Source organism: Pseudoxanthomonas jiangsuensis, assembly GCF_010093185.1.
Lineage (GTDB): Bacteria > Pseudomonadota > Gammaproteobacteria > Xanthomonadales > Xanthomonadaceae > Pseudoxanthomonas > Pseudoxanthomonas jiangsuensis.
Genome location: NZ_PDWL01000001.1, coordinates 250,523 through 275,647, shown reverse-complemented (window position 1 = coordinate 275,647; position 25,125 = coordinate 250,523). Strand labels below are relative to the sequence as shown.

General features: G+C 72.5%; 22 protein-coding genes. 5 read left to right on the top strand and 17 right to left on the bottom strand.

Translation table 11 applies throughout. The features are described from left to right. Positions 1-57 precede the first annotated feature (57 nt). From CSC62_RS01325 to CSC62_RS01305, 5 genes are all read right to left on the bottom strand, one after another. A complete protein-coding gene (locus CSC62_RS01325) occupies positions 58-744 on the bottom strand; it encodes a Dph6-related ATP pyrophosphatase (protein WP_162404353.1) in 687 nt (228 codons plus the stop codon). Positions 745-768: 24 nt separating this feature from the next. Beyond that, on the bottom strand, positions 769-1,107 hold the full coding sequence (locus tag CSC62_RS01320) for a hypothetical protein (protein WP_162404352.1): 339 nt from the start codon (positions 1,105-1,107) through the stop codon (positions 769-771). Positions 1,108-1,182: 75 nt separating this feature from the next. Then, a complete protein-coding gene (locus CSC62_RS01315) occupies positions 1,183-2,124 on the bottom strand; it encodes a DegV family protein (RefSeq protein ID WP_162404351.1) in 942 nt (313 codons plus the stop codon). Between the two features lie 92 nt (positions 2,125-2,216). Further along, positions 2,217-3,491, bottom strand: a complete 1,275-nt coding sequence (locus CSC62_RS01310; protein ID WP_425501975.1) for an amidohydrolase family protein — start codon at positions 3,489-3,491, stop codon at positions 2,217-2,219. 50 nt (positions 3,492-3,541) lie between these two features. Further along, positions 3,542-4,978, bottom strand: a complete 1,437-nt coding sequence (locus CSC62_RS01305) for an amidohydrolase (protein ID WP_162404350.1) — start codon at positions 4,976-4,978, stop codon at positions 3,542-3,544. A gap of 189 nt (positions 4,979-5,167) precedes the next feature. Between CSC62_RS01305 and CSC62_RS01300 the strand changes: the two genes are divergently transcribed. Beyond that, positions 5,168-5,704 carry a DUF924 family protein gene (locus CSC62_RS01300; protein WP_162404349.1) on the top strand — a complete coding sequence of 179 codons (537 nt, stop codon included), beginning with the start codon at positions 5,168-5,170 and terminating at the stop codon, positions 5,702-5,704. Between the two features lie 67 nt (positions 5,705-5,771). Here CSC62_RS01300 and grxD read toward each other — a convergent pair whose 3' ends face one another. Next, positions 5,772-6,698 carry a Grx4 family monothiol glutaredoxin gene (grxD, locus tag CSC62_RS01295; protein ID WP_162404348.1) on the bottom strand — a complete coding sequence of 309 codons (927 nt, stop codon included), beginning with the start codon at positions 6,696-6,698 and terminating at the stop codon, positions 5,772-5,774. A 60-nt stretch (positions 6,699-6,758) separates the two neighbouring features. Here grxD and CSC62_RS01290 point away from each other — a divergent pair, with 60 nt between their 5' ends. Continuing rightward, on the top strand, positions 6,759-7,538 hold the full coding sequence (locus CSC62_RS01290; RefSeq protein WP_162404347.1) for a polysaccharide deacetylase family protein: 780 nt from the start codon (positions 6,759-6,761) through the stop codon (positions 7,536-7,538). Between the two features lie 16 nt (positions 7,539-7,554). Here the strand turns inward: CSC62_RS01290 and CSC62_RS01285 are convergent, their stop codons facing one another. The 5 genes from CSC62_RS01285 to CSC62_RS01265 all read right to left on the bottom strand — a co-directional run bounded on the left by CSC62_RS01285 (position 7,555) and on the right by CSC62_RS01265 (position 10,784). Further along, on the bottom strand, positions 7,555-7,749 hold the full coding sequence (locus tag CSC62_RS01285) for a hypothetical protein (protein WP_162404346.1): 195 nt from the start codon (positions 7,747-7,749) through the stop codon (positions 7,555-7,557). Further along, the gene (locus CSC62_RS01280) at positions 7,746-7,997 is read right to left on the bottom strand and encodes a hypothetical protein (RefSeq protein ID WP_162404108.1); all 252 of its coding nucleotides are present in this window, start codon (positions 7,995-7,997) and stop codon (positions 7,746-7,748) included. The genes CSC62_RS01285 and CSC62_RS01280 overlap by 4 nt, the downstream gene beginning before the upstream one ends. Before the next feature lie 131 nt (positions 7,998-8,128). Beyond that, entirely contained in the window at positions 8,129-8,800 is a 672-nt protein-coding gene (locus tag CSC62_RS01275) for a methyltransferase domain-containing protein (RefSeq protein WP_162404385.1), read from the bottom strand. Between the two features lie 35 nt (positions 8,801-8,835). Further along, positions 8,836-9,495, bottom strand: a complete 660-nt coding sequence (locus tag CSC62_RS01270) for an SGNH/GDSL hydrolase family protein (RefSeq protein WP_162404345.1) — start codon at positions 9,493-9,495, stop codon at positions 8,836-8,838. A gap of 17 nt (positions 9,496-9,512) precedes the next feature. After that, on the bottom strand, positions 9,513-10,784 hold the full coding sequence (locus CSC62_RS01265; protein WP_162404344.1) for a pyridoxal phosphate-dependent aminotransferase: 1,272 nt from the start codon (positions 10,782-10,784) through the stop codon (positions 9,513-9,515). Positions 10,785-10,933: 149 nt separating this feature from the next. On the opposite strand from CSC62_RS01265, the gene rsgA reads away from it, so the two are divergent. Both rsgA and CSC62_RS01255 read left to right on the top strand, forming a co-directional pair. Further along, entirely contained in the window at positions 10,934-12,058 is a 1,125-nt protein-coding gene (gene rsgA / locus CSC62_RS01260) for a ribosome small subunit-dependent GTPase A (protein WP_162404343.1), read from the top strand. A gap of 169 nt (positions 12,059-12,227) precedes the next feature. Continuing rightward, the gene (locus CSC62_RS01255; protein WP_162404342.1) at positions 12,228-13,475 is read left to right on the top strand and encodes a flavohemoglobin expression-modulating QEGLA motif protein; all 1,248 of its coding nucleotides are present in this window, start codon (positions 12,228-12,230) and stop codon (positions 13,473-13,475) included. Positions 13,476-13,496: 21 nt separating this feature from the next. Here the strand turns inward: CSC62_RS01255 and CSC62_RS01250 are convergent, their stop codons facing one another. The 6 genes from CSC62_RS01250 to CSC62_RS01225 form a co-directional block, all read right to left on the bottom strand. Beyond that, entirely contained in the window at positions 13,497-16,598 is a 3,102-nt protein-coding gene (locus tag CSC62_RS01250) for a ligand-binding sensor domain-containing diguanylate cyclase (protein ID WP_162404341.1), read from the bottom strand. Positions 16,599-16,707: 109 nt separating this feature from the next. Then, on the bottom strand, positions 16,708-17,100 hold the full coding sequence (locus CSC62_RS01245) for a RidA family protein (protein ID WP_162404340.1): 393 nt from the start codon (positions 17,098-17,100) through the stop codon (positions 16,708-16,710). A 23-nt stretch (positions 17,101-17,123) separates the two neighbouring features. Beyond that, positions 17,124-18,566, bottom strand: a complete 1,443-nt coding sequence (locus CSC62_RS01240) for an N-acyl-D-amino-acid deacylase family protein (protein WP_162404339.1) — start codon at positions 18,564-18,566, stop codon at positions 17,124-17,126. Positions 18,567-18,621: 55 nt separating this feature from the next. Further along, positions 18,622-19,518, bottom strand: coding sequence for a MurR/RpiR family transcriptional regulator (locus CSC62_RS01235; RefSeq protein WP_211368894.1), 897 nt, complete (start codon positions 19,516-19,518; stop codon positions 18,622-18,624). Continuing rightward, positions 19,515-20,885, bottom strand: coding sequence for a GntT/GntP/DsdX family permease (locus CSC62_RS01230; RefSeq protein WP_162404338.1), 1,371 nt, complete (start codon positions 20,883-20,885; stop codon positions 19,515-19,517). Before CSC62_RS01230 ends, CSC62_RS01235 begins: the two co-directional genes overlap by 4 nt. A 19-nt stretch (positions 20,886-20,904) precedes the next feature. Continuing rightward, positions 20,905-22,182, bottom strand: a complete 1,278-nt coding sequence (locus tag CSC62_RS01225) for an amino acid deaminase (RefSeq protein WP_162404337.1) — start codon at positions 22,180-22,182, stop codon at positions 20,905-20,907. 289 nt (positions 22,183-22,471) lie between these two features. Between CSC62_RS01225 and CSC62_RS01220 the strand changes: the two genes are divergently transcribed. Beyond that, the gene (locus CSC62_RS01220; protein WP_162404336.1) at positions 22,472-24,769 is read left to right on the top strand and encodes an NADP-dependent malic enzyme; all 2,298 of its coding nucleotides are present in this window, start codon (positions 22,472-22,474) and stop codon (positions 24,767-24,769) included. The last annotated feature ends 356 nt before the right edge of the window (positions 24,770-25,125 follow it).

Here is a 25,125-nt window from a genome sequence, read left to right as displayed (position 1 = left end):
CATGCAGACGTATCCACCTTGGCGGTCGCCGGCAAGACCGGCTCCTACAGCGGGAACTCAGCCCGGCAGGAAATCGGTGTAGAGGAAGCGGCTGTTGCGCAGCACGGTCTGGCCGCGCTGCAACGACAGCGGCGCGGCGAACATCGGCCCGGCGCAGACGCAGGTGTGGAATTCGCCGTTCTCGCCGCAGGGATCCACGTCCGCCGGCAGGTCCTGCAGCAGGGCGGCGTCGAAGGCGCGGCCGGCGAAGCTCAGGTCCAGCCGTCCGGTGTCCACGCAGCACAGCTGCGCGCGCAGGCCGGCAGCCTGCATCCGTCGTGCCAGGGACGCGGTGTCCTCGCCGAACAGCGGCGTCAGCAGTTCCCAGCCGACGGCCTGCAGGCGCTGTTCGCGCCAGCGGCGGATGTCCTCCAGGAACAGGTCGCCGAAGGCGGCGGTGCGCAGCCCGGACCAGCGCGCGGCGGCCGTGGCCAGGGCATCGGCCATCGCTTCGGCGTAGCGTTCGTCGTCGCACTGCGCCGGGATTTCCGCCTCCAGCAGCGGCAGGCCTGCGGCGGCGGCCTGCGCCCGCAGCACCTCCACCCGCACGCCCTGCATCGAGGCGCGCCCGTATTCGCGGGTGATGGTGGACAGCAGCCCGACCACCTCCACGTCCGCGCGCTGGCGCAGTACGTGCAGGGTCCAGGCCGCGTCCTTGCCGCCGCTCCAGGCCAGCAGTACACGGGTCGGCGATGTCGTCGTCATGGAGCGTCCCTGCCCTTGGCGATGTCAGAAGCGGACGTCGCGCAGTTCCCAGTGGCGGCCGGCCAGCAGCCGCAGCCGCTGCTTGAGGATCTCGCCGGGGATGCGGGTGTCGGCGACCAGGTCCACGTGCAGGTCCTGCTGCGCGCCGCTGACCGTGGCTGATGGGTCGGTTGCGCCCAGGGCCGGATCGACCTCGTCGGGCTCCGGCTGCAGCGCGCGCCAGCGTTCGAACAGGGCCGGGGTGGCCAGCGCCGCCTGCAGCTCCTCGGCGAAGGCGCCGGCGCCGTTGGCGGTGAACGACAGCGACGGCTCATTGCCGCGGGCGTGGGCGGGATCGGGCAGGCGGATCAGGTAACGCGGCATGGCGGACTCCGTAATGGCGGACCAGAATTCTGGCGTCAGTCTGGCGATCCGGGCGCGAACGCGGCGTGGCGGACGTCAGCCGAACTTGTGCGGCTCGGCGGCGAAGGCCACCGCCACCGCGCCCTTGCCGACGTTGACCATGCCGGTCAGGCTCATGACGCTCTCCAGCACCTCGACCCCGTGCTCCTCGCAGGTCCTGCGCAGCTGGGTGTAGCCGGGCAGGGCGCGCAGTTCGGCAAGCTCGCCGCCGTAGCCCAGGGCCAGGGTCGGGGTCATCAGGCCGGCGCGCACGCGCGCGCCGGCGACCTCGAACATCTTCTGCGCCGCCGGCTCGAAGCCCTTGATCTTGGCCACCGGCTCGGTCTGCCCGCGGTACGCGCGCAGCACCGGCTTGATGTCCAGCGCGCTGCCCAGGGCCACGCCGATCAGGCCGACGCTGCGGTCGCCCTTGGTCCGCGCGCGGGCGCGCAGGTAGTACAGGTCGCGCGGGATCATGTAGCCGACGGTGTGCTCGGCCAGCTGCTCCAGGCGGGCGCGGATCTGGGCGACGTTGGCGCCGGCGTCGCGCATGCGCACCGCCTCCACCGCGGTGATCGCCTGGCCGGCGAACAGGTTCAGGGTGTCGATCACCCGCAAAGCGAACGGGCTGTTGTAGCCGGCCGCCTGGCGCACCGGCTTGTAGTCGTTGAGGATCGCGAAGCTGGCCTGCAGGGCGTTGTCGTGGATCTGGCTGCGCAGCTTGGAGATGGTCAGGCAGAACACGTGGTCGTAGTCGATCACCAGCCTTTGCAGGAACAGGTCGCGGATCTGGTTGACGGTGAACGGGGTGGTCTCGGCCTCGTGCCCGCGCTCGGCCACGTGCGCCTGCAGGAAGCTCAGGGTCGCCTCCTCGTCGCGGTGGTCGGCCAGCACCGCCTCGCCGATGCGCACGGTGATCGGCAGCACGACGATGCCGTGCTTGTCGATGTAGTCGGGGGGCAGGTCGCAGGCCGAATCGACCACGATTCCGATGCGCATGGGGTCTCCGCACGGCGCGCTGTTCTCAGGATGTGAACCCTATCGCAAAACCGGTTGCGCTGGCGACCATCGGCGGGGTGCGGAGCGTTGCGTCAGCGCGAGTAGGCCGGCGGCAGCCCGCTCTCGCCGCCGCCGCCCAGGTAGCGGTCGCGCAGCTCGGTCTGGCGCGAGCGCATCGGCATCTCGCGCCCGCCCAGCCATACCTGCCGGGCGGTGTTGATCACGTCCAGCGGATCGCCGCTCCACAGCACCAGGTCGGCGCTCCTGCCGACGGCGATCGTGCCCAGGCGGTCGTCCACGCCCAGCGCCTGGGCGGGGATCCGGGTCAGGCCGGCCAGCCCGGCCTCCCAGGGCAAACCATGAGCTACCGCATTGCCGGCCAGCTGGCGGATCTTGCGCGCGTTGTGCGAGGCGTCGCCGGACTGGCTGAAGCTGACCTCCGCCCCGGCGGCGTGCAGCATCGCCGCGTTGCGCAGGGTCGCGCCGATCTGGTCGAAGTTGGCCGGCAGGTCGGCCAGGGCGTCGACGAACACCGGCACCCGCGCCTGCGCCAGCTGCGGCGCCAGCTGCCAGGCCTCGGCGCCGCCGGCGATCGCGATCTTCAGCTTCTCCCGCGCCGCCCAGCGCAGCAGCTGGCGGATGTCGGCGGCGCGGTCGACCTTGACCACGATCCGGCCCTGGCCGGCCAGGTAGCGGGCCAGCACCGCGCGCCCGGCGGGGGTCAGCAGGGCGTGCGGCGAATCGGCCGGGACCCGGCCGCGGGCCTCGGCCACCATCTGCTCCAGCAGCATCCATTGGGCCGCCCGCGACTTGCCGCTGAGGTCGGCCGCACCGGCGCCCAGGCGCACGAACAGGGCCCGCGGCCCGACCGGGTCGGCCTCGCCGTCCAGGCGCACCACCCCGCCCTGGCCGGCGACGAAGCTGTGGCCGTTGTCGGCCGCGAGCAGGGTGAAGCCCAGGCCTTCCACCCGCGCCACCGGCACCAGCACCGAGGCCGGGTTGTAGGCCAGGGTGACGTCGAACTCCGGGCGCACCGGCTGCTCTTCCAGCTTCAGCTCGCCGTCCACCGTCGGCGCTTCGCCGGAAACCTCCTCCAGGCCGATGTCGGTGATGCCGCCGAACAGGGCCGGGGTCAGCGGCCGGCCCTCGGCCTCGACCACGGTGGCGCCGGCCGGCGCGGCCAGGCCGGGGCCGACGGCGCGGACCAATCCGCCCTGGACCAGCACATCGGCGGCGGCCAGGGTGCCCTGCGGGCCGGCGGTGTGCACGGTGGCGTTGCGGATCAGCAGGGTGCCGCCGTCGGCCGGCTGCGCGGCGGCGGGGCCGGCAGCGGACGCGGCGAAGAGCAGGGCGCTGGCGAGCAGCACGCCGCGCAAGGGCGCGGCCAGGCCACGGAGACCGAGTTGCAAGCGGCGGCTCACGGCGCACCTCCCGGGGCGGCGGCCGGCTGGCCGAGCATGAAGTCCGAGCGCGGCTGCCGTGCCGGATCGTGGCGGTCGTAGACCCGGGCGCCGTCGATGTAGACCTGTTCGGCCAGGGCATAAGAACTGAAGGGATCCCGGTTCCAGACCACCACGTCGGCCAGCTTGCCCGGCTCCAGGCTGCCGGTGCGCGCGGCCACGCCGAGCGCGCGCGCGGCGTTGGAGGTCAGCCAGGCGATCGCGCGCTCGGGCGGGATCTCGATCCCGGCCCGGCGCGCGTTGGCGATCACCTTGGCCGCCTCCTGGTTGAGGCGCTGGATGCCTTCGTCCGAATCCGAGTGCACGATCGCGCAGCCGTTCGCCGGCCGGTCGACCAAAGCGATGTTCTCCTGGATGCCGTCGAAGGCCTCCATCTTGAAGCCCCACCAGTCGGCCCACAGCGCGCTGCAGATGCCCTCGGCCGCCAGCCGGTCGGCGATCTTGTAGGCCTCCACGCCGTGGTGGAAGGCGGCGATCCGGAAGCCGAACTCCTTGGCCAGGTCGATCATGGTGGTCATCTCGTCGGCGCGGTAGCAGTGGATGTGCACCAGGATGTCGCCGTTGATCGCGCCGGCCAGGGTGTCCAGCTTGAGGTCGCGCTTGCCGCCCGAATCGCCGGAACTGTCGCCGGCGCTGTCTTCGCCGTCCGAGGACTGCCACCAGCGCCGCTTCGGCGGATCCTTGGGCTTGCCGCCGCCGTTCTTGCGCAGGTACTCGCTGGCGTCGATGAAGGCGGCGCGGTAGCCCGCGACATTCCCCATCCGGGTCGAGGGCGCGGTGCCCTTGCCGCCGTAGACCCGCTTGGGATTCTCGCCGCAGGCCATCTTCAGGCCCCAGGGCGCGCCGGGGAACTTCATCGCCTGGTAGCTGGTGGCCGGCACGTTGCGCAGGGTCACGCCGCGGCCGCCGACCAGGTTGGCCGAGCCGGGCAGCACCTGCAGGGTGGTGATGCCGCCGGCCAGCGCGGCGGCGAAGCCGGGGTCCTGCGGCCAGACCGAATGCTCGGCCCAGACGTTGGCGGTGACCGGCGCGGTGACCTCGTTGCCGTCGCTGTGCGCGCGCACGCCCGGGCTGGGGTACACGCCCAGGTGCGAGTGCACGTCGATGATGCCGGGGGTGATCCAGCGGCCGCTGGCGTCGACCACCTGGGCGTCGGCCGGCGCCTGCAGCCTGGCCCCGACCGCGGCGACCTTGCCGTCGCGCATCAGCACGTCGGCACCGTCCAGGCGCTGGCCGGTGCCGGTGAGCACGGTGGCGTTGCGCAGCAGCACCGGCGCCGAAGGCAGCGGCCGGTAGGTGCTCGGGTACGGGTCGTCGGTGAAGCGCGCGGCCTGGGCTTCCGAGCCCAGGCACAGCAGCGCCACGCCGGCGAGCAGAAGCGGCCGGTAACGCATCGGAATCCCCTCGGAGACGAACCGTTGCGAACGTAATCGTCCACCGGGTCCCGGCGCAAGCACCGGCGGTCGCCCCTGCGACGGGATTCGCGTCAGTACCAGCAAGCGGGAGCACCGCCAGCCGCGATCACGCCGGGCCCAGGGGCAGGCATGCCATGCTGGCCGCGGTCACGACGGGAGCGGCAAGCGATGGTGGATGCGGGCGAGGTGGTGCGCTTCTGGCGCGAGGCCGGGATCGCGGCCTGGTTCAACGGCGGCGAGGCTTTCGACCGCCAGTGCGAGGCGCGCTTCCTCGAGGCCCACCTGGCGGCGGCGCGGCGGGAACTGGAGGACTGGCTGGAGCGGGCCGAGGGCGCGCTGGCGCTGATGGTCCTGCTCGACCAGATCCCGCGCAACGTGTTCCGCGGCAGCGGCCACGCCTTCGCCAGCGACGGCCTCGCCCGGCTGTACGCGGCACGCGCACTGCAGGCCGGCCATGACGCCGCGTTCGAGCCGGCATTGCGGGCGTTCTTCTACCTGCCGTTCGAGCATTCGGAGGATGCGGCCGACCAGCGGCGCTCGGTCGAGCTGTTCCGCACCCTGGGCGACCGCACCTACCTGGACTACGCGCTCGCCCACCAGGAGGCGATCGCGCGCTTCGGCCGCTTCCCGCACCGCAACCGCGCGCTGGGGCGGGAGAGCACGCCGGAGGAGCAGGCCTGGCTGGACGCGGGTGGAGGCTTCTGAGGCGCAGGGCAGGCATAAAAAAGGCGGAGCCCCTGGGCTCCGCCTTCTTCGCAACATGCCAAACGACTCAGTAGCGCGGCACGCTGGCGTCCACTTCCTGCGACCAGCGGTCGATCCCGCCTTCGACGTTGAACACCTGGGTGAAGCCCTTGGCGCGGAACTCCTCCGCGGCCTGGCCGCTGCGGCCGCCGGCATGGCACAGGAACGCCAGCCGGGTGTCCTTCGGCAGCGCCTCCAGGTCGGCGCGGCCGCCGTCGTCGAAGATGCGGTGCGTCACCGCGACACTGGCCTGCAGGCGCTCCTCCGGCGGGCGCACGTCCACCAGCACCAGCTCGCCGGCGCGGACCTGGCGGTCGGCCTCGGACGGGGTGATCGCCTGCACGGGCTTGGGTGCGTTCGGGTTGTCGATCGCCAGGCCCTGGCCGCGGAAGTCGTCGACCCAGTCGATGGTGATCCCGTCGGCGCGGCGCGCGCTGGCCGGGTCGAACTGGATCCGCAGGCCGGCGGCCTCCACCGCGATGGCGTTGTCCTGGCGCGGAGCGATCTGGAAGCGCGGCTGGAAGCGCGCGTCGATCGACAGCGACAGGACCGCATTGGGATCGTCGCCCAGCGCGCCGCGCAGCTTTTCGGCGGCGGCCTCGGTGACGGTCACCTGCGGCGGGGTGCGGTCCGGCGGCGGCAGGCCCAGGACCTGCGACAGCTCGCCGCTGGCGGCCAGCTGCTCGATGATGTCGCTGCCGCCGACCAGCTCGGCGTCGATGTACAGCTGCGGGATGGTCGGCCAATTGCCGAAGGCCTTGATGCCCTCGCGGATCTCCGGGTCGGCCAGCACGTTGACGTGGGCGTACTCCACGCCCAGGTCCTCGAGCACGCCGCTGGCCTTGGCCGAGAAGCCGCACTGCGGCATGCCGGGCTGGCCCTTCATGAACAGCACGACGCGGTTGGCTTGCAGCAGCGATTCGATGCGCGAACGCAGGGCGGGATCGAGGGACATGGCGAGCTCGGGAGAGGGGAATCGGGGCCGGCCATTCTACCCCCGTGCCATCATGCGGCGATGAGCGAACCGGCAACACTGCATCGCGTACCGCGCCATCCGCACCGTTGGCTGGCCTGGCTGCTGCTGTCGCAGCTGGCGGTGGCGCTGCTGTGGCGCTGGCTGGGCTGGCATTGGGGCCTGCCGGCGATGCTGGCCTCGCATGCGGCGCTGGTGCTGCCGGTGTTCCTGCCGCGGGCGCGGCTGTACGCGCCGGTGCTGGCGAGGTTGCCGCTGGACGAGCGCGCGGCCTGGCTGACCATCGACGACGGCCCGTCGGACGACACCGCCGCGATCCTGGATGCGCTGGACCGGCACCAGGCCCGCGCGACCTTCTTCCTGGTCGGCGCGCGGGCGCAGGCGCGGCCGGACCTGGTGGCCGCGATCCGCGCCCGCGGCCACGGCATCGGCAACCACAGCCAGACCCATCCGCAGGGCCGCTTCTGGGCCCTGGGGCCGCGGGCGATGGCGGCCCAGGTCGGCCAGGCGCAGCAGGCGCTGGCGGCGGTGGCCGGCACGCCGCCGCGCTGGTTCCGCTCGGTGGTCGGCCACACCAACCCGTTCGTGGCCGCGCCCCTGCGCGCGCACGGCCTGACCCGGGTGGCCTGGAGCGCGCGCGGCTACGACGCGGTCGATGCCGATCCGGTGCGGGTGCTGCAAAGGATCCAGCGCGGCCTGCGCCCCGGCGCGATCGTCCTGCTGCACGAGGGCGCCCCGCACGGACGCAGCGTGGAGATGATCGAAGCCACCCTGTGCCTGCTGGCCGAGCACGGCTACCGCACCGTGCTGCCGGAAGATTGAGGCGTGCGGCCGGGATCTAACGCTCCCGGCACTCGGCGTCGAGGCGTTCGACCTGCTCCTGGAAGGCCTGCCGCATCTGCGGCCAGGCCTCGACCAGGTCTGGCACGGTGCGGGCGATGTAGAACAGGCAGCCGGCGAGGAAGGCCAGGTCGAATGCCTTCGCGGCCCATCCGGCGACGCCCCGGCCCAGCCGCCGGCGCGGACCGCTCACGGACTGCCTCGCACAGTGCCGGCGGCGCCATAGGCGGCCGGTGACCCACCGGTTGCGCCGGAGGTCGCGGCATGGTCCGCCCGTTCGGCCCGGTAGCCTTGCATGAATCCGATAGCCAGATCGGGCAATGCCGGTGCCAGGAACAGGGCGATGGCGGCGGCGAGCATCAGGTTGCGGCCGCGCCGGACGTAGCCGGTGACCAGCAGGACGATGCCGGTGATCAACAGGGCGCGCTGGAGCCAGTCCATGGAGTGTTCTCCTTGTCACGAGGCCTGGATCCTGCCCGCTCGCGCCGGCTGCCGCTATCGGGAAAATCCTACCGCCGTCACTCGGGCGGGATACGTGATCGCGGCGTCCCGGCGCGATGCGGCCGGCAGGCTCAGCGCGGCTCGGCCACGATCCGCCAGTTGTTGAACGGGGTATCGCCCGACAGCGGCGCGAACTCGCTGCGCAGGCCGCGGGCGTCGAACAGCGCGCGCAGCCGCTCGGGATCGGGATAGACCCGCGGGGCCGCGTTCATCCAGCCCAGGAGGCGGGCGAGGACGTCGGTGTGGCGGGTGATCCGGGCGCGGCGGCTGCCGTCGTCCAGGCCGGTGCGGATGACCAGCTTCGCCCCCGGCGCCAGCATGCCGATGGCGGCGTCGACCACGTCCAGCTGGCGCTGCGTGTCGAAGAACTGCAGCACGTCGAGGATGGCGACGCTGCCGCGGTGCGGAGGCAGCGCGCGCGACAGGTCCAGGGTCTCGAAGCCGGCGTCGGCCAGGCCGACCCGGGCGGCGGCGCGGCGGGCGGCGGCGACCTTGCGCGCGTCGTTGTCCACGCCGAAGTAACGCACCCGGATCCCGGCCTCGTGCAGAGCATGGGCCAGCAGGCCCAGGCCGCAGCCCAGGTCGAGCAGGGGCGCGTCGGTGCCGGCCAGGGCCGCGCACACGCCGGGGTACAGGGGATCGCTGCCCAGCTTGGCCCGGGCGTAGTAGTAGTGGTAGCGGCTGCCGAGCAGGGAGCCGGGGAGGAAGGCGCGGGCGATCCGGCGGGCGCGTTCGCGCGGCAGGGGCCGCAAGGCGTCGATGGCGGCCGCCGCCGCGTTCATCGGCGCAGGGCCTCGCGCGCGGCCGGCAGCGCCAGCGCGGCCCACAGCGCGTACATCGCCGCGGACGGGTGCAGGCCGTCGTCGGCCAGCATCGCCGGCTCGGCGCCGCGCTCGCGGCTGACCGGGGCGATGTCGATCCAGTGCGCGCCGGCGCGCGCCGCCTGCTCGCGGCAGACCGCGTTGAAGGCGTCGATCTGCGCGGCGACCAGGCCCGGATCGCGCGCGTGGGCGGCGGCGAACGGGGTCACGCCCCAGTCCGGGATCGCCAGTACCAGCACCCGTGCCGGCTCGCCACCGGCCAAGGCGATGGCGCGCTCCAGCAAAGCGGCGAACTCGCTGCGGAACTCGTCCAGCGGCCGTCCGCGGTACTGGTTGTTGACCCCGACCAGCAGGCTGACCAGCGCATGCCGCTCGCCGAGCGGCGCCTGCGCATGGGCGGCGTCGATCCCGGCATCGAGCTCGTCGGTGGTCCAGCCGGTGGTGGCGACGATCCGCGGCTCACCCGGATCGATGCCTTCGCGCCGCAGCGCGGCGGCCAGCTGCACGGGCCAGCGCCCGGCCGGGTCGACGCCCTCGCCGATGGTGTAGGAGTCACCGAGGGCGAGGAAGCCGCCGGCGGCGGATGCCGGAGCCGGGGTGCCTGGGGTATCCGCCATCCCGTGCCGGCCCGCGCTCAGGCCGCGGCGGTGCGCGCCTTGATCGGCACCACCTTGGTGGCGGCCTCGGCGCGGCGGGCCAGGGCGCGGTCGATGCGCGCGAACACCTCGCGCATCAGCTCGGCCTGCGGCAAAAGGGTGACCCGGAAGTGGTCGCGGTAGGGCACGTTGAAGCTGGAGCCGGGCACGATCAGCACGTCCTCGGTTTCCAGCAGCTCCAGGGCGAACTTGTGGTCGTCGAAGCCGCGCGCGGCCGCGCCCACCACCGAGGGGAAGGCGTACAGGGCGCCCTTGGGCTCGACCAGCTGCAGGTGCTCGCTGGCGGCGCAGGCCTCGACCACCGCGCGCCGGGTCTCGTACAGGCGCCCGCCGGGGGCGCACAGCGCGCTGATGGTGTCTGGGCCGTTGACCGCCGCGGCGATCGCGTACTGGCCGGCCACGTTGGCGCACAGGCGCAGGCCGGAGAGCAGGTCCAGGGCGTTGCGGTAATCGGTGGTGCGCGCCGGCGAACCGGTGAGGATCGCCCAGCCCACCCGCCAGCCGCAGGCGCGGTGGACCTTGCTCAGGCCGGAGAAGGTGATGCAGGGATGGTCGCCGGCGATCGGCGCCAGCGGCTCGAACTTCGCGCCGTCGTACAGCACCTGGTCGTAGATCTCGTCGACCAGCAGAAGCAGGTTGTGGCGCTGGGCGATCGCCACCAGGCGCTCGAGCAGGTCCTTCGGGTAGACCGCGCCGGTGGGGTTGTTGGGGTTGATCAGCACGATCGCGCGGGTGCGCGAGGAGACCAGGCCCTCGACCTCGACCGGGTCGGGCAGGAAGCCGTTGTCCGGCGCGCAGCGGTAGTACACCGGGCGGCCGTCGTTGAGGATGGTGGCGGCCGACCACAAAGGGTAGTCCGGCGAGGGCACCAGCACCTCGTCGCCCGGGTTGAGCAGGGCGCGCAGGGTCATGTCGATCAGCTCGGACACGCCGTTGCCGACGAACACCCGGTCGCTGTCCACGTGCGGCGCATTGCGGGCGCGGTAGGCGCAGGCCAGGGCCTCGCGCGCGGCCGGCAGGCCGAGCTGGTGGGTATAGGGATCGGTGTGGTCGATGTCGTCGACGATCGCGCGCTGCAGGTGCGCCGGGGCGCGGAAGCCGAACGCGCCGGGATTGCCGATGTTGAGCTTGATCAGCTTGCGTCCTTCCGCTTCGAGCGCGTGAGCTCGCCGGTTCAGTTCTCCGCGGATCTCGTAGCGGACTTCTGACAGGCGCTCGCGGACGCTGAGCGGTTTCTCGGTGGACGACATGGCGGCAGGCCCGATGGGCGAGGTGGGGCTTCGCATGGTATCGGAAATATGCGGTGCAAGTGCCTGTCGCAGCTGGGGCTGGCGGGCCGCGATCGGGGGCGGCTCCGTTTCCGGGGAAACGGTCCTGCGCCCGCTCTACAATGCCGGCCATGACCGAAGCCGCCTGCCCCGACTACGCCTCCCTGCGCCGGATCGGCTGGCCATGGGCGGGCGGGCCGGAGGACGTGGCCTGGCAGGCGGCCTTCGCCGCCCATCCCGGGGCGCGGCCGGCGCGGGTCAGCGAACAGCACCGCACCGGCTACGTCCTGGCCGACGCGCCGGACACCGGGTTCCGCGCCGAGTCGCCACCGGAGTGGCAGCGCCGCCCGGTGTTCACCGCCGACGGGGTGCCTTTGCACGAGCGCGCGGCGGTCGGCGACTGGGTGCTGCACGACGGCCGCCGGATCCTGGCCCTGCTGCCGCGGCGCCAGGCGATCAAGCGCGCCGCGGCCGGCGAGCACTACCAGCAGCAGGTGATCGCGGCGAACGTGGACACGGCCTTCGTGGTCTGCGGCCTGGACGCGGACTTCAATCCGCGCCGGATCGAGCGCTACCTGCTGCTGGTCGGCGGCGGCGGGGTGCAGCCAGTGGTCGTGCTGACCAAGGCCGACCGCGCCGGGGCCGATGCCGGCGCCGGGCTGGCTGCGCTGGCCGACCTGCGCGCGCAGGGGGTACCGGTGCTGGCACTCAACGCCAAGGATCCGGACGCGGTGGCGGCGCTGGCGGCCTGGCTGCGGCCGGGGATGAGCGCGGTGCTGGTCGGTTCCTCCGGCGCCGGCAAGTCGACCCTGACCAACTCCCTGCTGGGCGAGCAGCGGATGAAGACCGGCGAGGTGCGCGAGCACGATTCGCGCGGGCGCCACACCACCACCCACCGGGCGCTGATCGCCTTGCCGTCGGGGGCCTGCCTGATCGACACGCCGGGCATGCGCGAACTGAAGCCCACCGGCGAGGAGGAACTGGCCGACGGCGGCTTCGGCGACGTCGAGGCGCTGGCGGCGCAGTGCCGGTTCAACGATTGCGCCCACCAGGGCGAACCGGGCTGCGCGGTTCGCGCGGCGATCGAGGCCGGCGAGCTGGACGCGGCGCGGGTGGCCAACTACCTGAAACTGCGCGACGAGGTCGCCGGCGCGGCCGACCGCCTGGCCACGCGCCTGGCGCAGAAGGCCGACGCCAAGGGCCAGGGTAAGGTCCAGCGCAAGCGTCCGCCCGGGAGGCCTCCGCGGCGCATGTAGGAGCCGGGAGACCGGACATTCGTCCGTGGAAGAGCGCCGGCGACCGCCATGGCGGATGCGTCTGCGTGGAACCGGGTGCCAACGGTGCGTCCGCCTCCACGGTCGCCGGCAAGACCGGCTCCTACACAGGGTGCGGCAACCGCCTCGGACCTTGCGCTATCGTCGCCGGATGGACGCCTCCGCCGACATCGCCCGCCACGCCGCGCTCGACGCGCGCCTGGTCAGGGCAGTGCGCGGGATCAAGCTGCTGAGCCTGGCCAGCTGGCCGGCGACGGTGCAGGTGGAGTTCCTGGCGCGCTGGCGCAGCGGGCGCACGGCGTTGCCGCAGGTCGAGTATCCGAAGCTGGACTTCACCGAGGCGCGGCGGGAGATGGCCGCGATCGTCTCCGAAGCAGACCCGGCGCATCCGCTCGGTGCCTACCTGTGCGATTCGGTCGCCAGCTGGAACCGCGCCGCGTGCCTGCTCGAGTCGCTGGGCACGGCGCAGGCCTGCGCCGAGTCGGTGGCCCTGTTCGGTCGCCCGGACGAGCCCCTGCCGGGCGACGGGCCGACCACGCGCGAGGCGGCGCGCCACTTCATCCAGATCGCCGGCGAGCTGGACCGCGAGCTGCTGGCGCAGGAGGAGCAGGTGCCGGTTTCGGCCACGGCGCTGGCGCTGCAGCTGCAGGCCGACCTGGACGATTTCTTCGACGGCCGGGTGATCGCGGTCGAGTTGGACCCGCAGCTGATCGCCAAGGCCGCCGCCGGCGCCACCCGGATCCGCCTGCGCGCCGGGGCGGCCTTCAGCGACTACGACCGCCGCCAGCTGTTCCATCACGAGGCGCTGGTGCATTCGCTGACCGCGCTCAACGGCCGGATCCAGGCCAACCTGCCCAGCCTGGCGCTGGCCTCGCCGCGGGTCACCGCCACCCAGGAGGGGCTGGCGACCTTCGCCGAGCAGATCACCGGCAGCATCGACATCGAGCGGATGAAGCGGATCAGCCTGCGGATCGAGGCGGTGGCCATGGCCCTGGAGGGCGCCGACTTCCTGCAGGTGTTCCGCTATTTCCTCGGCGCCGGCCAGGATGAGGCCGAGAGCTTCTCCTCGGCGCAGCGGGTGTTCCGCGGGGTGCCGGTGGGCGGCGGCAGCGCCTTCACCAAGGATACGGTCTACCTGCGCGGTCTGATCGGGGTCCACACCTTCTTCCGCCGGGCCTTGCAGCGCGACCGCCTACGCCTGTGCCGCTGGCTGTTCGCCGGGAAGATGACCCTGGAGGACGTGGTCCGCTTCGAGCCGTTGTTCGCCGACGGCAGCCTGGCGGAACCGCGCTGGCTGCCGCCCTGGGTCGAGCGGGCCAGCGGCCTGGCCGGGATGCTGGCGTTCTCGCTGTTCGCCAACCGGATCCGGATGGACCGCCTGGGCGACGGCCCGGGTTGAGCGGACGGGTCGAGGGGAGCGTCAGCGGGTCCCCGGACGCAGCAGGTGCACCACCCCGCCGGCGTCGCCCAGGTCCAGCCGGCCCTGCAGCAGGGCCTCGAGCGCGCCGGCTTCGGCGTCCGCGTCGGCAGCCACACCGACCCAGGTGTCCTTGCCGCTGTGCTTGGCCAGGTACAGGCAGCGGTCGGCCAGGTCCACGCTCTGCTCCCACAGGCCCGCCCGGCCGGCGGCCAGCGGCCAGGGCGCGAAGCCGACCGAGCAGGTCAGGGCCAGCGCGCCGTCGCGCACCGGCAACGGCTGCCCGGCGACCGCCGCGCGCAGGCGCTCGGCCAGGTGGGTCGCGCCCTCGGCCCTTGGCAGCTGCGACACCACCAGGAACTCCTCGCCACCCCAGCGCACCACCAGGTCGTCGTCGCGGCACAGCCGGCGCAGGCGCTCGGCGAACTGGACCAGGACCTCGTCGCCGACGCCATGGCCGTGGCGGTCGTTGACCTGTTTGAAGTCGTCGATGTCGACCATGAAGAAGTACAGCGGCGCGGGCGCCGGGCGGCCCTGCGCCTGCGCGGCGGCCTCGCGCCGGCCCAGCCAGTCGTGCAGGTCGCGGCGGTTGGAGACCCGGGTCAGCGGGTCCAGGCGGGTGTCGGCGTCGAGCGCGGCGTTGGCCTCGCGCAGGCGGCGGTTGGCGTCCTCCAGCTGCACGGTGCGCTCGGCCACCAGCCGGTCCAGGCGTTCGCTGCGCTCGCGCTCGCGGCGGAAGCGGGCGCGGGTCTGCAGGCCGAGCCAGGCCAGCAGGGCGATGCCCGTGGCGAGGTAGGCGGCCAGCGCGGCCGGATGCCGCCACGGCGGCGGGGCCATGTCGATCCGCAGCGTCCGGCTCGGCCCGAACTGGCCGTCGCGGCCGGCCGCCTGCACCTGCAGGGTGTAGCGGCCGGGCGGCAGCTGGCTCAGGGTGAGTTCGGCGTGCGGGGCCGGCGGGTGGACCCAGTCGGCGTGCACGCCGTCGAGCCGGTAGCGCAGCCGCGCCGCGTCCGGGGCGGTGAAGTCCAGCGCCGCCATGGCGATGGTGAACAGGCTGTCGCGATGGTCCAGGGCGATCGCGTCGGCGTAGACGATCCCGGTCTCGCGCAGCCCCTGCACCGGGTCGTCCAGGCGCGAGGGCGTGCGCAGCACGGTCAGCAGGGGCCGCGCCGGCGGGCTGCGCGCGGGCAGCCCGGCCGGGTCGATCACGTCCACCCCGGCGATGCCGCCGAAGTACAGCAGGCCGTCGCGGGTGGCCACCGCCGCGCCGCTGTTGAACTCGGTGTTGCGAAGGCCGTCGCGGCGGCCCAGGGTCTGGACGATGCCGCTGCCCGGATCGAGCACCGACAGGCCGTTGTTGGTGCTCAGCCACAGCCGCCCGGCGGCATCGGGCAGGATCCGGTAGATGGTGTCGTTGGACAGGCCGTCGGCCGTGGTCCAGCGTCGGCTGTGGCCGTTGCCGGTATCGATCCGGTACAGCCCGCCGGAGTAGGTGCCGGCCCACAGGCCGCGGCGGTCGGCGTGCAGGGACCAGACCGAGTCGTGCATGGACGTGCCGGCGGGCCGGAACCGCCGCGGCACGCCGTCGCCGCCGATCCGCCACAGGCCGTCGGCATTGCTGCCGATCCACAGGTCGCCGCCGGCGTCGCGCTGCAGGCTGGTCAGCAGCTGGCCGCGCAGGGGCGCCAGTTCCGGGACGGCGACCGCCACCCCGTGCTCCAGCCGGGCCAGGCCGCCGCGGGTGGCGACCCAGACGGTGCGGCCTTCGACCAGCAGGTCCTCCACCTTCGGATCCGGCAGTCCGGCCACCGCCTCGGCGTGGTCCGCCCCGTCCCAGCGCCACAGGCCGGCATGGGTGCCCACCCACCAGCCGCCGCCGGCCGCCGGCCGCAGCACCCGCACCGACATCCCGGCGAAGGCCGGCACCGGTTCCCAGGGGCCGTCGGCGCGGCCGCGCTTGAGCATCCCGGCGTCGCTGCCGACCAGCTGCGGCAGGCCTTCCAGCCAGAGGCTGCGCAGGCTGCGGCTGGGCCAGTGGGTGGTCGGCTCGAAGCCGGCGCGGACGTCGCCGCGCAGGGCCTGGTTGGCCGCGCGCACGCGGAACAGGCCGGAGGTGTAGGCGCCGATCCAGACCGAGCCGGACGGGCCGACGAAGAACCGGGTGATGGCGCTGTCCGGGCCGTCCTCGAGCCTTTGCGGGCGCAGCACGCCGTATTCGTCGAGCAGGGCGACGCGGCCGTCCTGGTAGCCGACCAGCAGGCGCTCGTCGGGTAGCAGGCCGATCGCGCTCACCGGCGCCTGCAGGCCGCCGGCATGCGGGTCGTGGCGGGCCAGCACCCGGCCATCGGCTGGGTCGATCCGGAACAGGCCGGCGCGGGCGTGGGCGACCCAGGCGCTGGCGGCGGATACGGCCAGGCCGATGCAGCCGCCGGCCTCCGCGCCGGCCGGGGCCGGCGGCGGCTGCAGGGTCGTGGCTGCGGCCCGCCACAGCCGGCAGTCGGCGCCTAGGCCCAGGGCATGGCCCGTATCGCCGGGCAGGGTCTCCAGCGCGACGATCGTGCCGGTGGCGCCCAGCGGCCGGGCGCGCGCCAGGGTCGGTTCGACCCGGTCGATGCCGGCGCCGGTGCCCAGCCAGGCGCCGCCGCGCGGGTCCAGTGCGATCGCCCCGACCTGGCTGTGCGAGAGCCCGGCGCCGGTGCCCAGCCGCCAGTGCCGGCCGCCGGGCAGGTCGACCACTTCCAGGCCGGCGTCGTTGGTGCCCAGCCACAGCCGGCGGTGGCCGGGGTCGAAGGCCATGGCGTCGATGCTGCTGCTGGCCAGGCCGCCGGCCTCGGCCGGGCCCAGGCGCTGGACCTGGAAGCGGTGGCCGTCGAAGCGGTTCAGGCCATCCTGGGTGCCGATCCAGAGCAGGTCCTGGTCGTCGCTGGCCAGGGCGGTGACGGCCGACTGCGACAGGCCGTCGGCGGTGGCGTAGGCGTCCAGCTGCAGCACCCCGTGGCCGGGCAGGTGCATGGCTTCGGCGGCGGCCACCGGCAGTGATGACGGCAGCATGGCCAGCGCCAGCAGTACGGCGGCCGGCCAGGCCTGTCTGGATCGTGTCGCCATCGCGGCGGTGTTTCCCCTTGCAGTGTCCACGCGGCGTGCGACGGAGCCCTGCAAGGATATCGGGTCGCGGGCGCCGGACTGAACCGGGCCGCGTCGAGGGAGTGCGGCGTCAGTCCGCCTTCTTCCAGGCCACGCAGTCGACCTCGACCTTGCAGTCCACCACCATCCGCGACTCGACGCAGGCGCGCGCCGGCGGGTGCTCGCCGAAGTAGTGCTGGAACACCGCGTTGAAGGCGTAGAAGTCGCGGGCGTCGTCCAGCCACACCCCGCAGCGGACCACGTGCTCGGGGCCGTAGCCGGCCTCGGCCAGGATCGCCAGCACGTTCTGGATGACGACGTGGGCCTGTTCGGTGACGTTGCCGGTGACCAGCACGCCGTCGCGCATCGGCACCTGGCCCGACACGTGCAGCCAGCCATCGGCCTGGACCGCGCGCGAGAACGGCATGTGCTGCCGGCCCTGGCCGACGCCGCCCTCGGCGCCGTAACGGATGATGTCGCTCATGGGGACTCCGGGGATCTAAGGATTCAGTGCGGGGCGAGGAAGCGGCCGTGGCCGCGGGCCGCGACCCGGGCGCCGTCGTAGGCGCGGTGGCCGTTGACCCAGACCGCGTGGATCCCGGCCGCCGGCCGGATCGGGTCGCGGAAGTCGGCCACGTCGCGGATGGTGGCCGGGTCGAACAGGACCAGGTCGGCCCAGGCGCCGGCGCGGACCGCGCCGCGGTCGCGCAGGCCGAAGCGCGCGGCAGGCATGCCGGTCATCTTGTGCACGGCGGTGTGCAGCGGGAACAGGCCTTCGTCGCGGGCGTAGTGGCCCAGCACCCGCGGGAAGGTGCCCCACAGCCGCGGATGCGGGCGCGGGTCGCGCGGCAGGCCGTCGGAGCCGATCATGGTCAGACGGTGGGCCAGGATCCGGCGCACGTCGGCCTCGTGCATGCCGTAGTAGACCGCGCCGGCCGGCATCAGCCGGCGCGCGGCCTCGATCAGGTCGGTGCCCCAGTCGGCGGCGACCTCGGCCAGCATCTTCCCGCCCTGTTCCGGGTGCGGGTCCGACCAGGTGACCAGGATGTCGTGGGCGTCGGTGACCTGCTTCAGGTCCAGGGTCGAGGAACTGGCGGCGTAGGGATAGCAGTCGCAGGCCACGTCGTGGCCGTGCGCGGCCCGCTCCAGCGCGGCCAGGACCTCGCCGCTGCGCTGCCAGTTCTCCACCCCGGCGCACTTCAGGTGCGAGACCCGCACCGCCGCGCCGCTGGCGCGGCCGACCTCGAAAGCCTCCTCCATCGCCGGCAGGATCCCGGCGAACTCGTCGCGCAGGTGGGTGGCGTAGAGCCGGCTGGCGGGCAGGTCGCGGGCCAGTTCCAGCACTTCGCTGGATGGGGCCTCGTAGGCCGAGGCGTAGGCCAGGCCCGTGCTCAGGCCGAGCGCGCCGTCGGCCAGGCTCTGCCGCAGCTCGGCGCGCATGGCGGCGATCTCCTCCGCATCGGCGGCGCGGTCGAGCCGGTCCATGTGGTTCTGGCGCAGGGCGGTGTGGCCGACCAGCGCGGCCACGTTCACCGCCGGGCGCATCGCCTCCACCGCGGCGCGATAGTCGGCGAAACGCGGGTAGCGGAACTCCTCGGCGCCGCCCAGCAGGTTCATCGGGTCGGGCACCTCGCCGGCGATCCGCACCGGGCTGGCGCTGATGCCGCAATTGCCGACCACCACCGTGGTCACGCCCTGGGTGATCTTGCAGGGCATGGACGGCTGCCGCAGCACTTCCAGGTCGTCGTGGGTGTGCACGTCGATGAAGCCCGGCGCCAGCGCCAGGCCGGCGGCGTCGACGGTCTCGGCGGCGGCGGACTCGGCGGCGGCATCGCCGATGGCGACGATGCGGCCGTCGCGCACGGCCACGTCGGCCACCTGGCCGGGCCGGTCCTGGCCGTCGAACACCAGCGCGGCGCGGATCAGCAGGTCGCAGGCCAGCGTGCTCATGCGGCCTCCGGACGGATGCGGCGCGGCGATTGCGGGAGCGGGACGCGGACCATGCTCAGTCGCCCAGCGGCAGGCGGTCGTCGCCGCCGCGCGAGGCGTCCAGCGCCAGCTTGATCCGGCGCAGGCGCTCGCGGTTGTCGGTCGGCTGGTGCAGGGCCAGGGTGGTGGCCAGGATGTCGATCGCCAGCATCACCGCGTAGCGCGAGGCCGTGGGCTTGAACACGAAGTCGGTCTCGTCGATCACGATCGGCAGCAGCCAGTCGGCGCGCGCGGCCAGCGGCGTCTCGGCGCGGGTGATCGCCACCACCCGCGCGCCGTAGCTGCGGGCGACCTCGATCGCGGTCAGCAGCTCGGCGGTGATGCCGGTGATGGACAGCGCCAGGACCACGTCCTCCGGGCCGAGGGTGGCGGCGAGCATGCGCATGGCCACCGCGTCGCTGCAGGCGCTGACCGGCCGGCCCAGGCGGCCCAGGCGGTTCTGCACCTCGGCCGCGAACACGGTCGAGGCGCCGCCCATGCCGAACGCGTGGACCATCCGCGCCTTCGCCAGGGCCTCGGCCGCGGCCTGCACCTCCGGCTCCTTGAGGCCGCCGAGGTTGCGCCGCAGGGTGACCTCGATGTCGCTGCAGATCTGCGCGTACAGCGCCGACACCGGCGGCGCGTCGGGTTCGTCCAGGAAGCGCTTGCCGACCGCGCTGGCCTCGGCCAGGCGCGCGCGCAGCTCGCGCACGTTGTCGCAACCCAGCGACTTGGCGAAGCGCGAGATCGCGGCCACGCTGACCTGGGCCCGCGCCGCCAGCTCGGCGATGCCCAGCTGCGAGGCGGCGCTGACGTCGCGCAGGATGGCGTCGGCGATGCGCCGCTCCACCGGGCTGAGCGTGTCCCTGCGCTGGCGCAGGTGGTAGACGATGTCGAACATCGCGTTGTCCTTTTCCGGGGCGGGGCCGTTCACAGCAGCACCGCCAGCAGGGCGGTGAGCGCCAGGGCGACCAGCGAGATCAGTGTTTCCAGCACGGTCCAGGTGCGGAAGGTCTGGGCCACGCTCATGTTGAAGTATTCCTTGACCAGCCAGAAGCCGCCGTCGTTGACGTGCGAGAGCACCAGCGCGCCGGCGCCGGTGGCCAGCACCAGCAGTTCCGGGTGCGGATAGCCGGCGGCCAGCGCGATCGGGGCCACAATTCCGGCGGCGGTGCTCATCGCCACCGTGGCCGAGCCGGTGGCGATCCGCATCAGCGCGGCCACGGTCCAGCCCATCAGCAGCGGCGACAGCTCGAAGCGCTGCGACATCGCGGTGATCTCGGCCGCCACCCCGGTCTTGACCAGGATCCCGTTGAGCCCGCCGCCGGCGCCGACCAGCAGGGTGATGGCCGCGGTCGGGGCCAGGCAGTCCTGGGAGAACTTCAGGATCTGCTCGCGGTTGAAGCCGCGCATCAGTCCCAGGGTGACGAAGCTCATCAGGGTCGCCAGCAGCAGGGCCACCACCGAGTTGCCGATGAAGCGGAACGCGCCGTTGAGCGCGCTGCCCGGCGCGGCCAGCACGTCGGCCCAGCCGCCCAGCAGCATCAGCGCCACCGGCATTAACAAGGTCGCCACGGTGATGCCGAAGCCGGGCAGGGCCGCGTCGGGCACCTGGCCGTGGCCCTCGTCCAGCAGCGCGGCCTCCATCGGGTTGTGCGCCGGCAGGACGATCCGGGGGGCGATGAACTTCGCGAACACCGGCCCGGCCAGGGCCGCGGTCGGCAGCCCGACCAGCAGGGCGAAGAACAGGGTGCGGCCGACGTCGGCCTGGTACTCGTGCACCGCCAGCATCGCCGCGGGATGCGGCGGGACCAGCCCGTGCACCACCGACAGCCCGGCGACCATCGGCAGCCCGACCAGCAACAGGTGGGTGCCGGTGCGGCGGGCCACGTTGAGCACGATCGGGATCAGCAGCACGAAGCCGACCTCGAAGAAGATCGGCAGGCCGATGGCGAACGCCACCAGCATCATCGCCCAGTGCACGTTCTTCGTGCCGAAGCGCGCGACCAGGGTGCGGGCGATCCGCTCGGCGCCGCCGGACTCGGCCATCATCTTGCCGAGCATGGTGCCCAGGGCCACGATCAGGGCGATGTGGCCCAGGGTCCGGCCCACGCCCTGCTCGTAGGCGGCGACGATCTCGCCGGCCGGCATCCCCGCCACCAGCGCCAGGCCCAGCGAGACCAGGGTCAGGGTGATGAAGGGGTTGAGCCGGTAGCGGGCGATCAGCACCACCAGGGCGATGATCGCGATCGCGGCGTAGGCCAGCAGCAGGCTTCCTGCGGTCATGCTGTCAGGGGTCATGCGGTGCGGTCCCGTGCGCTCAGAAGAAGGTGCGGACCGCGCCGGTCACCCGCCAGGCCTCGTCCACCCGCAGCAGGTGCCGCCACTTGTCGAAGGTCAGGCAGGGGTGGCAGATGTCGAAGCACAGCAGGTCGCCGACCCGCAGGTCGTCATCGTCGGCCAGGTCCAGGAACGCGTGCTGGTCCATGATCGCCGACAGCCGCCAGTGCGCCGGCGCCGGCCGCGGTGCGGCATCGCCGGGGCGGTGGTGCAGCACCGGCACGGGCAGGCCGGCATCGAACGCGGCGTCGCGCTTGCCCAGGCCGACGATCGCCCGGCCGGGCTCGGGCCGCGACTGCACGCAGGCCCACAGCTGCAGCGCGGGCCGCAGGCCCTCGGCCATCCGCCGCGCGACCGGGTTGGAAGCGTGGATGCGGGCGTCGGCCTCGCGGTAGGCACCGGCGTCGTGGGTCAGGTAGCAGCCGGGGCGCAGTAGCACCCGCACGCCGGGATCCTTTGCGGCCTCGGCGAACTCCTCGGCGACCACGTCGTACCAGGCCGAGCCGGCGCCGGACAGCAGCGCCCGCGGCTCGGCGAAGGCGCCGTCGGCGCGCAGCTGCCGCAGGATGGCCACGGTGCGCTGGAGCAGCGCACGGATGCCCGCTTCCTCCTTGAGCACGCCCTCGTAGACTTCGACCCCGACCAGGGCCAGCGACTGCGGCCAGCGGGCGATGGCCTCGACCACCCCGCTTGCCTGGGCCTCGTCGCGCACCCCCGTGCGGCCGCCGGCCACGCCGACCTCCAGCAGCAGCCGCAGGCGCTGGCCGCGGTCTGCGAAGAACGCGCCCAGGGCGTCGACGTTGGCGGCCGAATCGACCAGGCAGCAGAACTCGAACCCCGGGTCTTCCAGCAGGGCCGAGACGATCGCCATGTTGCCGCGGTCGGCCAGCTGGTTGGCCATCAGCACCCGGGGCACGCCGTGGCGGTACGCGTCGCGCACCTGCGGCGCGGTGGCCAGGGTGATGCCCCAGGCCCCGGCCTCCAGCTGCATCGCGAACAGTTCCGGGCTCATCGTGGTCTTGCCGTGCGGCGCCAGCTCGACCCCGTAGGCGGCGATGAAGTCGCGCATCCAGGCCAGGTTGTGCTGCAGGGCCGCATCGCGCAGCACCGCCACCGGCAGGCTCACCTCGCCTTCGAGGATCCGCCAGCCCAGGCTGGCGACGTCATCCAGGGCCACCGGGCCGGGCGCGGCGCCCAGGCCCTTGCCGCACAGCGCGGACTCGCCGTGAATCGGATTCTCCGGACGGATCGAAGGCATAGTGCGGTGTGTGGGCTCCCCTATTGGCGCCCATAGTAAGCCCAACCGCACCACTTGGGAAAATTATTTTCATATGCGCCTGTGCCCGGGCTGCGCGGCTTCGCCCAGCCGTGGGCACGAGGGGGCGCGAAGTTACCGGTCACATCGTGGCGGCCTTTCGTCCTGCGCACGCGTCCCTATCCCTAAAACCGGATCGATCCATTCGATTACCCGCCTCCTGTCCCTGCATGAGGGGTCCGGGCGCGGTGCGCGGCGTAGAATCGAATGCCTGCCAACCGCCGTGCCTTCCATGTCCGAACAAGAAGATTTCAAGCAGGCCGCCCTCGACTACCACCGCCACCCGCGCCCCGGAAAGATCAAGGTCGCCCCGACCAAGGCGATGCTCACCCAGCGCGACCTCTCGCTGGCCTACTCCCCGGGCGTGGCCTACGCCTGCGAGGCGATCGTCGAGGACCCGCGCCAGGCCAGCGAGCTGACCGCCCGCGGCAACCTGGTGGCGGTGGTCAGCAACGGCACCGCGGTCCTGGGCCTGGGCAACATCGGCCCGCTGGCCGGCAAGCCGGTCATGGAAGGCAAGGGCGTGCTGTTCAAGAAGTTCGCCGGGATCGACGTGTTCGACATCGAGGTCGACGAGAACGACCCGGACAAGCTGGTCGACATCATCGCCTCGCTGGAGCCGACCTTCGGCGGCATCAACCTGGAGGACATCAAGGCGCCGGAGTGCTTCATCGTCGAGCGCAAGCTGCGCGAGCGGATGAACATCCCGGTCTTCCACGACGACCAGCACGGCACCGCCATTATCGTGGGCGCCGCCGTGGTCAACGCCCTGCACGTGGTCGGCAAGAAGATCGAGGACGTGAAGCTGGCCACGACCGGCATGGGCGCGGCCGGCGTCTCCTGCGTGGACATGCTGGTGTCGCTGGGCTTGAAGAAGGAGAACATCCTGGCCTTCGACCGCGGCGGGGTGATCCACAGCGGCCGCACCGACCTGGACCCGGACAAGCAGCGCTACGCCCGCGACACCGACGCGCGCACCCTGGAGGAGATCGTCAACGGCGCCGACATCTTCCTCGGCCTGTCCGCCGGCGGCGTGCTGAAGGCCGAAATGGTCGCCACGATGGCGCCGAGCCCGATCATCCTGGCCCTGGCCAATCCCTACCCGGAGATCCTGCCGGAGGACGCCAAGGCCGTGCGCCCGGACGCGATCATCGCCACCGGCCGCTCCGACTACCCGAACCAGGTCAACAACGCGCTCTGCTTCCCCTACCTGTTCCGCGGCGCGCTGGACGTGGGCGCCACCGGCATCAACGAGGCGATGAAGGTCGCGGTGGTGCACGCCATCGCCGCCCTGGCCCGGCGCGAGGCCTCCGACCTGGGCAGCGCCTACGGCGACGACATCCCCAGCTTCGGCCCCGAGTATCTGATCCCGCGCCCGTTCGACCCGCGCCTGCTGGTCGAGCTGTCCTCGGCGGTGGCGCAGGCGGCGATGGATTCCGGGATCGCCGAGCGCCCGATCGAGGACATGGCCGCCTACCGCGAGAAGCTGGGCCAGTTCGTCTACCGCACCAGCCTGATGATGAAGCCGGTGTACGACCGCGCCCGCGCCGACAAGAAGCGGGTGGCCTACGCCGAGGGCGAAGAGGAAGTGGTGCTGCGCGCGGTCCAGAACGTGATCGACGAAGGCGTGGCCTTCCCTGTCCTGATCGGCCGCCCCGAGGTGATCGAGGCGCGGATCAAGCGCCTGGGCCTGCGGATGAAGGCCGGGATCGACTTCGAGATCACCAACCAGGACGACGACCCGCGCTTCAACGAGTACTGGCAGCACTACCACGCCATCACCGAGCGCCGCGGCGTGACCGTGGCCGCGGCCAAGAACCTGATGCGCTCGCGCCCGACCCTGATCGGCGCGGTGATGGTGGCCCGCGGCGAGGCCGACGCCCTGCTCACCGGCGTGGTCGGCCGCTTCCACAAGAAGCTCGGCTACGTGCGCAGCGTGATCGGGCTCGATCCCGGCGTGCAGTCCACCGCCGCCATGACCGGGGTGATCAACAACCAGGGCGTGTGGTTCTTCCTCGACACCCACGTCCAGGACGATCCCACTGCCGAGCAGATCGCCGAGGCCACCCTGCAGGCGTCCTACCGGCTGAAGCTGTTCGGGATCGAGCCGCGCATCGCCCTGCTGTCGCATTCCAACTTCGGCAGCCACGAGACCCCGGGCGCGCTGAAGATGCGCCGCGTGCGCGAGCTGCTGCTCAAGCGCGTTCCCAAGCTGAATGTCGACGGCGAGATGCAGGGCGACACCGCCTGGGACGAACTGCTGCGGCAGAAGATCATGCCTAACAGCACCCTCAAGGGCCGCGCCAACCTGTTCGTGCTGCCCAACCTGGACTCGGCCAACATCGCCTACAACATGGTCCGGGTGGTCACCGATGGCGTGGCCATCGGCCCGATCCTGATGGGCATCAGCAAGCCGGTCCACATCCTCACCACCTCCGCCACCCCGCGCCGGGTCCTGAACATGACCGCCATCGCGGCGGTGGATGCGCAGATCAGGCAGCAGATGGAGGAGGGGAAGAGGGGGGCGTAGATCAGGTTAATCTGACAGTTAGATCAGACGCGGAACATTTTCTTAATGTCCGAGACGTGGCATAAGTTGGCTGCGGGCAATGTGCCGGCCTGATCCATGAAGGGTCAGTAACTAGCAAAGGAGTGTCATATGCGCACTATTAGCTCGGATGAGGTCGCTGTTGTTTCTGGCGGCGCGGACCTTAAGTGCAGTGCTTATTTTGGGAAAGATACTAAAGTGGGGTGCGAGGGTAATCTGAGTGATTTCATGGCGATTGGCGTGGCAGCCTTTAGATACATGTCCACCGTGCCTTTTACTGGACCTTGGGCTGTCAACCACGTCTTGCGTATCGCTGTTCGGTGATTTAGAGGGGCGCT